Here is a 14,783-nt window from a genome sequence, read left to right as displayed (position 1 = left end):
TTTATTTTGTGAGGGCTTTCTAGTATTCAACATATATTATTTTTAGCAGGGTCTGTTGCAGCATGGTTGATAGAATAAACATAAGAAAATCAGGATAAAAAAGAGTATCTCGGAACGATCTCCAAAAAGGCCGTAGCCACATCCGTCAGCCATTGTATATACCTCCTTGTGTTATTTTTTTGTTTACATATTACTAATACATATTATGCAAAGCAATGATAAATGGTGACAGACTACTATAATTGATGTAACCATTTAATGGTGAAAGGCATAGTATACTATTAGAAATGAGTAGAGAGGAGGCGAATATAATGGCTGATGTAAGAACTGATAACTATGGCTGTTATCCTTATGGTGGTAATGAATGGATTTGGATTATAGTTATAATTGCGATTTTCTTCTGTTTCTGTGGTGGTTTTAACTTTTTCGGTCCTTGTGAAAGATAAGTATACTAGATGAAAGTAGTCCATATCAGCAAGTAAAAGTCCATAAAAGCTTATCGCAAGGCAAACTGAAGTAAGAAAAGTTATTCTTTTTTATAAGAATAACTTTTTTTATTTGCTTATTTTATTAAGAGTTTTTTACATCATTTAATAAGTTCTTAAATATAGTTTTTACCGGAAGAATGTCTTTGATCTTATGAACATATTCGCCTGAAAAAACCAACGCCTTTTTATCATCCCCCGATATACATGCATTTTTCAGTGCATCCATAATACAAAAATTGTGGGAGCATCGTTTCAAGCATCCTGTACAGTTCTGTATCTGAGGGCTGTTTCCGCCTTCTAACAAATCAAAAAAATAGTTTCGTATTCCTTGACCGGGCAAGCCTACAGGACTTTTCACCAATACAACGTCTTCTTTTTTTGCTTTTACATACAAGTCCTTAAACTGTTGTGAAGCATTAGATTCATTGCTGGCAGCAAATCTTGTTCCCATTTGTACCCCATGGGCGCCGAGCTTTATAGTATCAATGATATCTTGACCGTCGATTACTCCTCCTGCACCAACAACTGGGATTTTAACAGCCTGGCACACCTCGGGAAGTATTTCTCTCATCGGTCTATCGGTACCGAGATGTCCGCCGGCTTCCTTACCTTCTACAACAACAGCGGAAGCACCTAGTTTTTCTGCAAGGATTGCCAATTTTGCAGAGGATACAATGGGGACGATAGGCACTCCAGCCTCTTTTCCCCAAACAAACATATCGCGGGAGAATCCTGCGCCGGAAATAATCAAATCTATGCCTTCATTAATCGCACCTTTCACCAAGTCGGCAAATTCTCTTACTGCAAACAATACATTTACTCCGACAATCCCTTTAGTCATTTCTCTTGCCTTGCGTATCTCGGCTTTTAATTCATCCAGTGTCATGCCGGTACCTGCGATGATTCCGATACCGCCTTCATTTGCCACCGCAGCTGCAAGAGGAGCTGTCGATATACGTACAGCCATTCCTCCCTGTATGATGGGAACCGGCACAGTAATATTTCCAATTTTTAATTCTTTAAGCTTCATATACAATTCTCCTTAACGATTATTACCTGGTGATATAACATGATATTAAATTATCTATAGTCTATCATAGTTTATATAAATGTACAATAATCATTATTAAATAAGATAAGCTTGAAGTTTCATTATTATACATTTTCTCCATACCATTTAAAGTTACACGTTATTTCTAGAAAAAATATTCACTTTTTCTTTGACAAATCGCTGATGATAGCATACAATAACTTTGCATGCTGGGGTAAATACAGCTATATTGACGGTAATAATTATTATGAATATTATAAGTATTATAATTTTATATAAATATGTGGATAATTAATACATAAGATATAGAAAAGAAGAATGATAAAGAAAATAGTTATGAAAGGAAATAAAAGAGATAATGTTAAAGTTAAAATTTGAAGATCTTAATTTGTCCGAGGAGATGAATAAAGCAATAGCCGACATGGGGTTTGAGGAAGCGTCACCTATTCAGTCCCAGGCTATCCCGTTTGTTTTAGAAGGCAGAGATGTGATTGGACAAGCACAAACCGGTACGGGCAAAACTGCTGCTTTCGGAATTCCGATTTTAGAGATGGTAGATGCTCAAAGCAAAAAACTTCAAGCAGTGGTTTTGTGTCCTACTAGAGAATTGGCTATTCAGGTTGCCGAAGAGATGAAAAGGCTGTCTAAGTATAAAAGAGGCGTAGAGATTTTGCCTATATATGGGGGGCAACCCATAGACAGGCAGATCAAAGCGCTTAGAAAAGGCATACAAATTATTATCGGTACTCCTGGACGTGTAATGGATCATATGAGACGTAAAACGTTAAATATGGAAACTGTAAAAATGATTATTTTAGATGAAGCGGATGAAATGCTGGATATGGGATTCAGAGAGGACATCGAAACAATATTGGAAAAGGTGCCGGAAGAAAGACAAACGATATTGTTTTCCGCAACGATAGCAAAAGAAATCATGGAGTTAACAAAAAAATATCAAAATAACCCTCAGATCGTGAAGGTAGTACACAAGGAATTGACTGTTCCTAGTATCGAGCAGGTATATTTTGAAGTAAAAGAAAAGATGAAAGCAGAAATTCTCTGCAGATTAATTGATATGTATAATCCTAAGCTGTCTTTGGTTTTTTGCAATACTAAGAAAAGAGTGGATGACCTGGTAAGTGCCTTGCAAATAAGAGGCTTCTTTGCGGATAGTTTGCATGGGGATTTGAAACAAAACCAAAGAGATAAGGTGATGAGCAAGTTTAGAAATGGAACCATTGATATCCTTGTTGCAACTGATGTAGCTGCACGAGGAATTGATGTTGATGATGTGGAAGCTGTTTTCAATTATGATATTCCGCAGGATGAAGAATATTATGTGCATAGAATTGGAAGAACAGGTCGTGCGGGAAGAACAGGCCGCGCTTTTACATTTGTAGTAGGCAAGGAATTTTATAAGCTCAGAGATATTCAGAGGTATACCAAAACAAAAATCATACTTCAAGCGGTTCCATCTATCAGCGATGTGCAAGAATTAAAGACAAGCTTATTCTTGGAAAAAGTGAAAGATACAATAGAAAAAGGGCATTTAAGTGAATATCTTCATGCGGTTGAGCGGTTAATGGAAGAGGATTATACTACTTTAGATATTGCGGCAGCATTGCTGAAAATGGCTACAACTGTTGAAAACAAACAAGAGGAAATCGAAGAAAACTATGGGGATACCGGTGCCGCTCCGGGGATGGTAAGATTGTTTATCAATATAGGACGCAATCATAGGGTCGGAGCAAAAGATATTGTTGGGAGCATTGCCGGCAATACAGGGATTTCCGGCAACCTGATCGGAAGTATTGATATTTACGATAAGTATACCTTTGTAGAAGTACCCAAAGAACATGCTAAAGAAGTATTAATGAGTATGAAGAATAATACTATTAAAGGAAGTAAAGTAAATATTGAGCCTGCCAACAGGAAGTAAATAACTATTATTCAGTAAAAATCTATTGGATGTAAAACAGCCAATAGATTTTTTGCTATTTAAAGGAGCATTATTAATAGAATTGTAGATAGTATAAATTTGCAATCCTTTATTTATTTCACGATACTGTATATTATCAAAATTTTAAAATATATATGGCTTTTTACATCATTCGCAGTTATAATATTTAGGTATGTATTTTAAATTTTATATATTTGTACAAAAGATACAGGGGGTTATTGTATTGCAAAAAGAGAACGGAATGCAAATGGGATCATCTATGACTGTGATTAAGGACACAACTGCCAATCCGGCGCCATTAGGATTACTAGCGTTTGGAATGACTACGGTACTGCTAAACATACATAACGCAGGCTTCTTTGGATTAAGCACAATGATCTTGGGGATGGGAATATTTTATGGCGGCTTAGCACAAGTGATTGCCGGTATCATGGAATGGAAGAAAAACAACACATTCGGAACAACGGCATTTACGTCTTACGGGTTCTTCTGGCTTAGTTTGGTGGGATTACTGGTAATGCCTAAGCTTGGCTGGGGCGAGGCGCCTGATGAGACTGCCATGGCTGCGTATTTAGCAATGTGGGGGATTTTAACAGGAGTATTGTTTATAGGAACATTAAAATTGAACAAAGCTTTACAGTTTGTATTTGGTTCATTAACAGTATTATTTTTCCTTCTGGCTTTGGGAGATATAACCGGCAGTGAGGCAATCAAGCATATCGCGGGTTATGAAGGCATTATATGTGGTTTTTCGGCTATTTACGCAGGTTTGGCCCAAGTATTGAATGAGGTCTATGGAAAAACCGTGGCTCCTATTTGGCCTGTAAAATAATCTTTAGTTTAAAAGCAAGCAGTTGGATATGATAAAGTGTCCCTCTGCTTATTTTTTATTATTTTGGATACAGCTCACACAAAATTTATGTGAACAGCATGATTGTAGGGGCGGCCATTGGCCGTCCGCATAGGTAATCAGCAGTATTGAGGATAATAGAAAAGTCCATTGATTATGAACAAAATTGACAAATATAAATACAAATTCTATAATATTATCATTAAATTGTAGAAGCGTTTTAGCATAACGTATGGAGGCTTATGATGCAAAAGATATCTGTTTCGGAAGCAGCTGCGAGTGTAATAAAGGAAGTAGAGAAAATAATTGTAGGCAAGTCCCAACAGATCCGACTGCTTGTAATGGCAATATTGGCAGAGGGTCATATTCTTTTGGAAGATATACCCGGAGTGGGAAAGACAACACTGGTGAAAACATTATCCCATGTTTTGGGATGTGATTATAAACGCATACAGTTTACGCCCGACCTGCTTCCTTCCGATATTATAGGTGTCAATACATATAATCAAAAACGATCGGAATTTCAATTCGTTCCCGGTCCTGTCATGACCCAGATTTTATTAGCTGATGAAATTAACCGGGCTATTCCTCGTACACAGGCTGCGCTATTGGAAGCGATGGAAGAAAAACAGGTTACAAATGACGGTGTCACATATGATCTTCCAAAGCCGTTCGTTGTAATGGCTACTCAAAATCCCATAGAATCGGAAGGGACATTTTTACTGCCGGCGGCCCAAATGGACCGGTTTATAGTAAAGATCTCATTGGGATATCCTTCTCATTCGGAAGAAGGGCAGATGTTGAACAATCTAGGAGACAGGATACCTTTCGGGAATATTCAAAGTATATTGTCGTCTGAAATCATCACTCAATTACAGCAGCAGATTTATGAAGTATATATCGCGCAAGATGTAGTAGACTATATTGTTGCTTTGGTACAGCAAACCCGCCGACATCCGATGGTGAAGATAGGAGCCAGTCCCCGTGCTTCACGTGCGTTATATAAAGCGGGGAAGGTGTGGGCAGCCATGCATCAAAGAGATTTTGTGACACCCGATGATATAAAAGAACTGGTGATACCTATACTCAACCACCGGCTTCTTTTAAATACCGAGGCGAGACTATCCAATAAGACGGTGGAAGGAATTATTTCTGAAATCATTTCAAGTATTCCCGTGCCTCCCCGGAAAGAGGCGATGTTTAATGGACGGTGAGCAGCAGACAAGCCATTTATCAAGCTGGTTGACACATCCATGGATGATAGTGGGATGGTTTGTGTTATTTGTGGTTGCAGTAATTAGTCAACGGGCGCTGCTGATGGCTTTTTTTCTATTCTCGTTTTCAATGGCTTTATTTTCCCGGATATGGAGTCGACACATATTAAAGAAGGTATCGGTTGAAATAACCACATCTAATTTCAGGCTCTTTCCCGGGCAAGAGATGACCATGCATTATCAGGTAAATAATAAAAAGGTTTGGCCGTTGATCTGGCTCCAGTGGAAGCAAATATTTTGGCCCAAAGGTGCGCTGGTGCCTAGTGACCCAAAAGAATGGGAAAGTGAAAAGATTGATGAAAACAATGCGGTATTTTTTTATAGTAAAAGAACGGCATGGATTTTGTGGCATGGTATGGCTCAATGGGAAAGTAGTTGGAAAGCACAATGTCGCGGGATATATACACTAGATTCCATTACGCTTGCTTCAGGAGACGGTTTTGGACTATCAGCTGCGACAAAAAACTATATTGTTGAAAATCCGCTGCACATGGTTGTATATCCAAAGTTGGTACCTGTGGATGCGGATAATCTCTTTCGGAAAGTATGGGGCACTAAATTCGGCACACAGGGATTTATTGAAGAGCCTACATTAAACAAAGGGATAAGGGATTTTAAACCCGGTGATCCTTGGAAAAAAATCAATTGGAGGCTGGCGGCATTACAAAGGCCTTTACAAGTGAATATATACGAGACATTGAAATATGATGCGATACATTTTATTGTGGATGTACAGTCTTTTTTATATAATCCGTGCAGGGAAGAGGATTTTGAAGATGCTCTCAGTATTTTAGCATCTGCGATGGTAGCTTTATGTGAAAAAAATATTGCTGTAGGTTTATCAGTGCCATCTTCCGGTCCATATCCCGTGGCTCATTATTCCCCCGGGACGGGAGAACATCATTTGATGGAATTGTTGGAAGGCCTTGCGCGGCTTTTGCTTGAAAGCAGCGGTAATATATATGAAGAAATACAGCGTTTAAGCATAAATAATGATATCCAAAGTATCTTTTGGGTAACGTACCAAGCGGTAATCCCAAGTAAACTGAAAGAAAACTTGAATGTATTGGGAAATAGGAAAAATATTGTGCTGACTTATCAAGATCATTCAAGTATGAAGCTCGATAGCTTTGCACTAGATTCTTATACGGTCCTCCCGATGAGAAATATAAAGACAATTAAGGATTGATATAAATGTGGAGTAGAATGATTCCTCTCGGAGCGGCATTACTAACCGAGATAACGTTTTTTTATAATATGTTTTTGTTTTTCTCCTATGATAAAACCGATAAGATTATGTGGATTGGCTATATACCTTGGGTAGCGGGAAGCATGATCATATTGCTGTTTAATGACCGGATTTTACGTAAGGCACGAACAATAGGATTTTTAGTTGCCGTCAACACTGTACTCATTACATTGTGGATACTGGCAGGTTTTTATTCTTTTTTTCAGATGGACGGAGTCGGGACCTATTGTTGGGCTGTTTTTTTGATGATCATTACCGGGGTCCGGTCAGCATATCTTGCACTGCAAACAGTTTCCGAACAGCAGGCTCTTATACGTACCGAGATATCCTTTTTGGCTGCCGGGTGCTTCTTTGCCACCCAGGCCGGGCCGTTTGATGTTCCGATGGCATTTAATATGCCGACGTTTATCATGATCGTCGTGAATATGCTTGTGCTTATCAGGTTTAGGATCGGTACGGGAGAGTTAAAAAATTCTCAGGCCATAAGGTGGCAAGGTGCATTTTTTATTCTGACATTATTAGGACTCATTGTAGGACTAGTTACCAGTACACTGCTCTTTATATCTCCATCTTTCCGTGAGTGGATATTAAAAGGCATATCGGTATTTATTGACCTCATAGTATGGGTATTTAAAGAAATACACAGATTACTGAGTATGCTGTTTGACCATTCGGTACAGGAGCCCATGGTTCTACCTCCACCATCAGACCCTATGAATGGACAAGAAATGATCAAAGAGGAAATCCCGGCAGCGAATATTTGGATATTATTGAGCCTTGCAGGGGCATCGGTTGTAGCGGCAGGCCTTTGGTTGTTTATGCGATTGCGTAAAAATATGTTATTTAAAAGACAGCTGGTGATTCCAAGGCAGCAATCATCTGGAAATTGGAAGTGGGATGTGCTGCGAAGATTTGCTGCGTTTATCGCAAAAATGTGGCGGAAGCTCAAGTTTATATTATCATGGTTACGCTGCAGATACACACCGGAAGGAATGTTTTTAACCATTGAAACATTGGGAAAATATAAAGGCTTTCCCCGGATCATCTCAGAAACCCCCGGAGTATACCTGAGGAGACTAAGCGATATAAGTCAACCGCAAAACGGCTGTGAGCAGCAGGATATAAAAAAATTAATACACATACTCAGTATTGAACTTGAAAAAAGCTTATATGGAAAGAAAGAAGGAAATGAGCAGTCCGGCATGTTGGATCAGAAGGAATTGAAAAAAATTCAGAAGCATTTTCTATTTTGGTACCCCGAAAAACCAAAAAATCGCATATAAATTCGTGAACAAAACTTACTAAATCTCGTCAAAATGAACATAAATCGCGTTTAATAGACATGACTTTTTGGCCATGTTATAATGGTATATATGAATGTGCGTGGGAAAAGATAGTTCGTTAAATAACAAACACCCGTGCTTTTTTCATGGCAAAAATTGATAAAAAATTAACAATTAGGCGTCTAATAAGTGGAAGTTAGTTTTACCAGGGAGTAGAAATAGAAGGGGGTATCATCGTGAGCAGCAAGAAAAAAGTAGTTGTTCTTGGTGGGGGATACGCAGGTGTATTGACCGCAAAAAAGCTTGCCAATAAGTTTAAAAGAGATGACAGTATAGAGATCACGCTTATCGATAGGCAGTCATACCATACAATGCTTACTGAACTTCATGAAGTAGCGGCGGGCAGAGTAGAAGAAGATTCCATTAGAATTGACCTGAAGAAGATATTCACAGGTAGAAAAGTAAATGTCGTACTGGACGAAATTACCGAATTAGACTTTAAAGGCCAGGTATTAAAATCGAAAGACAATTCTTATAAATACGATTACCTGGTAGTGGGTACCGGATGCAAACCTACTTATTTTGGGATTCCGGGTGCTGAAGAATATACTCAGAAGTTATGGTCTTATGATGACGCTGCTAATCTGAAGAATCATATTCTTACTATGTTCAGAAAAGCAATGAAAGAAACTGATAAAAAAGAAAGAGAAAAACTATTAACCTTTGTGGTGGTTGGCGGCGGCTTCACCGGAATAGAAATGATTGGTGAACTTGCTGAGTGGCAAGACAGGCTGTGTGAAGATTTCCATATAGATAAAGAAGAAGTGAAGCTTTATGTAGTAGACGCGCTGCCTACAATTCTTCCGAATCTTCCGGCAAACTTAATAAAGAAAGCCGAGAGAAGACTGGAAAAAATGAATGTGAAGATAGTAACCGGTGCAGGAGTTACTGAAGTAAAGAAGGACTCTGTAACACTTGGGGAAAAAGGAACTGTAGACACCTATTCCGTGATATGGGCAGTTGGTGTTGAAGGTGCCGATATCATTGAGAAAATGGATGTGCAGCAAAAAGGAAGAAAAAGAATTGTCACTAATGATAAGCTGCAGTCAGTGGATTATAAAAATGTATATGTTGTCGGAGATAACATGTTCTATATCCCTGAAGGGGAAGAAAGACCTGTTCCGCAGATGGTAGAAAACTGTGAGCATTCGGCGCCGATTGCAGCGCATAATATATATACCGATATAAAAGGCGGACAGAAGAAATCCTATAAACCGGAATTCCACGGTGTAATGGTATGTATCGGAGGACGCTATGGTGTAGCTCATCTGGGGCTTCCGGGCAGGTTCTTCGGTTTATCCGGATTCTTTGCGATGTTTGTTAAACATTTTATCAACTTGGTGTATTTTTTCCAGGTAGCCGGTTTTAATAAATGTTGGTCTTATATGATGCATGAAATTTTCCATATAAAAGATAGAAGAAGTCTTGTAGGAGGGCACCTTGCAAAATCTTCTCCTAATTTTTGGTTAGTACCATTGAGACTTTTTATAGGTTACAAATGGGTGGAGCAAGGTCTTCACAAATTACCGGGTATTTTAAAAGATCCTTCAAAGATATTCTTAATACCGGCTCCACCTGCGGCAGACGCAGTGACAGGAGCATCACAGGCAGCAGCAGAGACTGTTCAACAGGCAGCAGATGCTGTATCGGCGGCATCACAAGTAGCGGAAGCTGCTGGAGAAGCTGCATCGCAGTGGGGAAACGCTTTACCGGTACCGGATTTTATAGACAGTATTGTAAAATGGTCAATGGATATATTTTTCTATACACCTGATGGAGGCTTTACAGTTTTAGCTCAAGTTTTCCAAGCAGGGATGGTAATAGCAGAAGTGATCGTTGGTTTGATGCTCATTGCCGGGTTGTTCTCAGCAGCAGCATCGGTCATATCGGTGGCGATGGGAATGATGATCTGGGCTTCCGGGATGGCACCAACCGAAATGCTGTGGTATTTGACAGGTGGTGTTGCACTCATCGGTGGATCCGGAAGTGTTTTCGGATTGGACTACTATGTGCTTCCATTCTTGAAAAAGATTTGGAAAAAGATAGGGATCGTCAAAAAATGGTACTTGTATATTGACTAATATAGTTTGAAATGAGGCCTTTTAAAGCATTTGCTTTAGAAGGCTTTTTTCAAAGGATCAATGACAGAAAAACAGAACGATGGTATAATATTTCTATTGTTTATGCAATATTAGATACATGACGCTTTTACTAGTGGGGAGTGAGGAGAGGATAGTAGGTAGTGCTTAATTGTTCGGAAATCAAACATGTGGACAGTCCCTCTGTTGTGCCAAAACCGGGCAAACAGCAGGGACAGTCCCCAAGTTCGATTTCCTCTATGTGCTAAACTCGACTTTATGACAGTTTTCTATAGTAGAGAATGAAAAACTCCCCACTCCCCACTAGCTACTCCTCACTAATCCTTAGAAAGGGGCTGATGGAAATGAAGAGAACCGTACTTTTATTGCTGGTTCTTTTAATAAATGTATTTTGGACAGCCTGTGCATCACAAGAGGTTTATTATAAAGCCGGAAGTTATGAAGGTTCCGGAAACGGGCATCATGGGCCTATTAAAGTTGTGGTAACAACAGATGAACACAACGTTACTGAGATAAAGATTACCGAAGAATATGAAATGCCTGAACTCAGCAGTATTGTTTACGATAAAATTCCTAAAAGAGTAATAAAAACAAATAGTGCCGATGTAGATGTAGTAGCTGGAGCCACATATACCAGTGAAGGGCTTATTGAAGCCATTGGTGACGCACTGGAAAAAGCCTATGTAAACAAAAAGGAATGATGACAGAGGTGGAGAGCAATTGAAGTTGCAGCATAGAATAACGTTGTTTATGACCATTATACTGATTAGTGTTATCGGAGGTATAGGTCTCTTAACGTATAAGCAGGTGGAAAAAACCATAGAAAACCAGATGGGAAATAATGCGATGGATCTGGCAGTAACTGTTGCGGAGATGGATATTATTCAGAAGACTTTGGCAACCACCAAGGATTATCGAGTGATTCAAAATACCATCGAACGTTTCAAGCACAAAACCAGATTTCAATACATTATTGTACTGGATATGGATGGGATAAAATATTCTTATCCCATTGAATATGATCTGGGGAAAAAATATATCAGTGGCGGAGAGGAAAGAGTTCTTGAAACGGGAGAAGCTTATGTTTCAAAAGATAAGAATGTTTTGATTTCCGCCATCAGGGCATTCGCTCCTATCTATTATGAGGATCAGCAGGTAGGGGCTGTTTTGGTAGGCCTATTGAACAACAAGGTGTATAAAGAAATACGACCCTATATTTCGAATATTGAGATCACTTTGGCAATAGGGCTGTTAATTGGTATAATCAGTGCGGCTATTTTATCTTTTAGCATCAAACGCACCATATTTGGATTGGAGCCCGAAGAAATAGCGCTTCTTTTGGGACAAAGAGATAATGTACTGCAGAGCTTGAAAAATGGTATTTTAGCCATAGATGAAAAAGGGAAAATCATATTATTTAATAAAACAGCGGAGAAAATTTTTGGTTTTAAGGCTGATGATATTGGTAAGAATATAACAAACTTTCATTTGAAAATTGCGAACTACATTATGGAAGTGCTGGAGAGCAAGCAGTCGGCGTATAATCAGGAAATAAGAATAAGCCGTGGAAAAACATTGCTATGCAGCCATACTTTATTGAAAAATCATAAAAACGATATCATAGGCGTAGTATCAAGCTTTCAGGATCTTACCGAAGTGAAGAAGATGGCGGAAGAATTAACAGGCATCAAGCGAATAACTTCTGCACTGAGAGCTCAAAATCATGAGTTTATGAATAAGCTTCATACCATATCCGGTCTTATTCAATTAGAAGAATATGATAAGGCCATCAAGTATATTGCCGATTTGTCCAGTCAAAGACAGGAGATTGTAGAAATTTTAAATTATAAAATAAGAAACGCCCCTATCGCGGGAATACTACTGGCAAAATATAATAAAGCAGCAGAATCAAAAATCGATCTTGTCATCCATTCCAGCTCAAATATAACCGCAATACCTGAAAGCATAACGGAAGACGAAATATGCTCAGTAATCGGCAACTTGATCGAAAATGCTATGGATGAGTTAGTAAAATATGAAGATAGAAAAATTGTTGTGAAATTAATATCTAACGATAGTGGCTTGAGGATATGGATTGAAGATAATGGGCCGGGAATAAGCCAGGATATCAAAGATAAAATCTTTCAAAAGGGCTTTACAACAAAAACAGGGAGCAGAGGATATGGGCTTAGCATTGTAAAACAAATCGTTGATAATGCAGGAGGTACGATAGAGTTGATATCAAATAACGGAACTACTTGGGATATTTTTATCCCGGCGGGAAGAGGTGATTAAATGATACAGGTACTTATAGTAGAAGATGATCCTATGGTAAGAGAAATAAATGAAAAATTTTTAAGCAAGATAGAAGGATATCATGTGCAGCACAGTGTCAATAGCATAGAAAAAGCCAAGGAAATCATTAAACAAAAAAAACCTGACTTGATACTGTTAGATGTTTTTTTTCCTCAAGGCAGAGGAATAGACTTACTTAAATGGATTCGTAGTGAAAATATTGGGTGTGATGTCATCTTAATCACGGCCGACAAGAATATGAACACGGTAGAAGAAGCCTTTCGATATGGGGTTGTGGATTATCTTATTAAGCCCTTTACTTTCGAAAGGTTTAGAGAAGCGCTGCTGCAGTATAAGGACAGAAAAAACAATCTGAAGAAGATGTACAGTGCAGAACAGGATATTATCGATAAATATATTTTAAATGAAAAAAGAACGGGTTTGGAAGAAGAAGTAAAAGATATCAAAGGGTTTAGCCCTCACACCTATAAAAAAATTGTTGAGACCATCTCTGATATGAAGGGAGAAACTTTTACTTCTTACCAGATTGCAAAAAAAGTAGGAGTATCCAGAATAACAGCAAGGAGATATCTGGATTATCTGGAAAAAGAACAAAAGGTTATTGTAGAGCCTGAATATGGGAATGTAGGCCGACCCAAAAATAGATATAGATTAAAAGAAGATTAGGATAATTATGATATTGTTTTTACTTGCGATTGTTGCTAAAATAGATACAAAATGATTAGAAGGAGGAAGTGAATTTATGGAAGCTCTTTCGAGCATGATGGAAGTTTTAGGTAAGAATATCGCAGATATTCGTGACATCATTTGGGGGTGGCCCTTATTAATTTTACTTTTCGGTACGCACTTATATTTGACTTTTAGATTGGGATTCATTCAAAGATTCATAGGAAAAGGGATTAAACTGTCTATTACAAAAGATGATGATTCTGCCGGGGATGTCAGCCAATTCAGTTCTCTTGCTACTGCATTAGCGGCTACCATCGGAACAGGGAATATCGTAGGGGTGGCTACCGCTGTTGCGCTTGGCGGACCAGGCGCGGTGCTTTGGACATGGTTAACCGGTGTATTCGGAATATCTACAAAATATGCTGAAGCGCTGCTTGCGGTAAAGTATAGAGTCAAAACTTCCGACGGCACAATGGCCGGAGGACCTATGTATGTGTTGGAATACGGATTGAAGATGAGATGGTTGGGTGTGCTATTCGCCGTTTTTACTGCGATGGCTGCCTTTGGAATCGGAAATATGACCCAGGCGAACTCTATCTCCGATATGGCGTTAAAAACTTTTAATATACCAACATGGGTAACCGGATTGGTAATGATGGCACTTACTGCTGTTGTTATTATAGGTGGTATCCATAGTATAGCGAAAATATGCAATATACTGGTTCCTTTTATGGCGCTGTTTTATGTTGCGGGATGTATTATTATCCTCACGATGGGGTATAAAACATTGGGTGCTTCGGTAATGCTCATTTTGAAGTCGGCGTTTACCGGTCAAGCTGCCATTGGAGGATTTGCGGGTGCCGGTGTGATGGCAGCTATGAGATTCGGGGTTGCCAGAGGATTGTTTTCCAATGAATCCGGTTTGGGTAGCGCGCCAATCGTAGCTGCAGCAGCCAAAACCAGGAATCCCGTATCGCAGGCTTTGGTATCGGCCACCGGTACTTTTTGGGATACCGTTATCGTGTGTGCCATGACCGGACTAGTTCTTGTGAATTCCGGAGCGTGGCAAAAAGGCTTAGTAGGCGCAGAGCTTACTAAAGAAGCGTTTTCCGTTATTCCGGTAATTGGTCCTGCGATATTAACAGTCGGCCTTTTCACATTTGTATTTTCCACGATACTAGGTTGGTCATATTATGCTGAAAAAGCGATTGAATACCTATTTGGTAAAAGCGCGATTATGCCGTATAGGATTGTATTTATCTTTGTTGTCTTTATTGGTTCTGTCACCTCTCTCAATATCGTTTGGGATTTTTCCGACCTTACCAACGGACTGATGGCTATACCAAACCTTGTTTCATTACTACTTCTGAGCGGCGTTATTGCTAGTGAAACTAAGAAGTATTTATTCGATGATAACATCGATGAAATATCCACCGATGAAGTAATTTCTATCAAAAAATAGCAGTATTTAATAAATAATATTC

12 protein-coding genes are annotated in these 14,783 nt (G+C 38.9%); 11 read left to right on the top strand and 1 reads right to left on the bottom strand.

Translation table 11 applies throughout. From position 1 onward, the window contains the following. Window positions 1-311: 311 nt before the first annotated feature. The gene (locus QKW49_RS13010) at window positions 312-446 is read left to right on the top strand and encodes a hypothetical protein (RefSeq protein ID WP_282867998.1); all 135 of its coding nucleotides are present in this window, start codon (window positions 312-314) and stop codon (window positions 444-446) included. Between the two features lie 124 nt (window positions 447-570). On the opposite strand, the gene QKW49_RS13005 is transcribed toward QKW49_RS13010, so the two are convergent. Then, the gene (locus QKW49_RS13005; RefSeq protein ID WP_282867997.1) at window positions 571-1,518 is read right to left on the bottom strand and encodes a nitronate monooxygenase; all 948 of its coding nucleotides are present in this window, start codon (window positions 1,516-1,518) and stop codon (window positions 571-573) included. 379 nt (window positions 1,519-1,897) lie between these two features. Between QKW49_RS13005 and QKW49_RS13000 the strand changes: the two genes are divergently transcribed. From QKW49_RS13000 to QKW49_RS12955, 10 genes are all read left to right on the top strand, one after another. Then, window positions 1,898-3,478 (top strand): DEAD/DEAH box helicase, encoded by a 1,581-nt coding sequence (locus QKW49_RS13000; protein WP_282867996.1) that lies wholly within the window; start codon window positions 1,898-1,900, stop codon window positions 3,476-3,478. A gap of 244 nt (window positions 3,479-3,722) precedes the next feature. Next, window positions 3,723-4,331 (top strand): acetate uptake transporter, encoded by a 609-nt coding sequence (locus QKW49_RS12995; RefSeq protein ID WP_282867995.1) that lies wholly within the window; start codon window positions 3,723-3,725, stop codon window positions 4,329-4,331. A gap of 263 nt (window positions 4,332-4,594) precedes the next feature. Further along, on the top strand, window positions 4,595-5,563 hold the full coding sequence (locus QKW49_RS12990; protein WP_282867993.1) for a MoxR family ATPase: 969 nt from the start codon (window positions 4,595-4,597) through the stop codon (window positions 5,561-5,563). Further along, the gene (locus QKW49_RS12985) at window positions 5,553-6,812 is read left to right on the top strand and encodes a DUF58 domain-containing protein (protein ID WP_282867991.1); all 1,260 of its coding nucleotides are present in this window, start codon (window positions 5,553-5,555) and stop codon (window positions 6,810-6,812) included. Before QKW49_RS12990 ends, QKW49_RS12985 begins: the two co-directional genes overlap by 11 nt. A 5-nt stretch (window positions 6,813-6,817) precedes the next feature. Beyond that, the gene (locus QKW49_RS12980) at window positions 6,818-8,155 is read left to right on the top strand and encodes a hypothetical protein (protein ID WP_282867990.1); all 1,338 of its coding nucleotides are present in this window, start codon (window positions 6,818-6,820) and stop codon (window positions 8,153-8,155) included. A gap of 236 nt (window positions 8,156-8,391) precedes the next feature. Beyond that, entirely contained in the window at window positions 8,392-10,296 is a 1,905-nt protein-coding gene (locus QKW49_RS12975) for an NAD(P)/FAD-dependent oxidoreductase (RefSeq protein WP_282867989.1), read from the top strand. Between the two features lie 362 nt (window positions 10,297-10,658). Further along, a complete protein-coding gene (locus tag QKW49_RS12970; protein WP_282867988.1) occupies window positions 10,659-11,015 on the top strand; it encodes an FMN-binding protein in 357 nt (118 codons plus the stop codon). A gap of 19 nt (window positions 11,016-11,034) precedes the next feature. Continuing rightward, window positions 11,035-12,609 carry a sensor histidine kinase gene (locus QKW49_RS12965; RefSeq protein ID WP_282867987.1) on the top strand — a complete coding sequence of 525 codons (1,575 nt, stop codon included), beginning with the start codon at window positions 11,035-11,037 and terminating at the stop codon, window positions 12,607-12,609. Continuing rightward, window positions 12,610-13,296 (top strand): response regulator, encoded by a 687-nt coding sequence (locus tag QKW49_RS12960; protein WP_282867986.1) that lies wholly within the window; start codon window positions 12,610-12,612, stop codon window positions 13,294-13,296. A 76-nt stretch (window positions 13,297-13,372) separates the two neighbouring features. After that, window positions 13,373-14,761: a sodium:alanine symporter family protein gene (locus QKW49_RS12955; RefSeq protein ID WP_349239115.1), complete on the top strand. Its 1,389-nt coding sequence runs from the start codon at window positions 13,373-13,375 to the stop codon at window positions 14,759-14,761. Window positions 14,762-14,783 lie beyond the last annotated feature (22 nt).

Source organism: Petroclostridium sp. X23 (genome assembly GCF_030013905.1).
Classification (GTDB): Bacteria; Bacillota; Clostridia; order SK-Y3; family SK-Y3; genus X23.
This window is presented reverse-complemented; position numbering and strand designations above follow the sequence as displayed.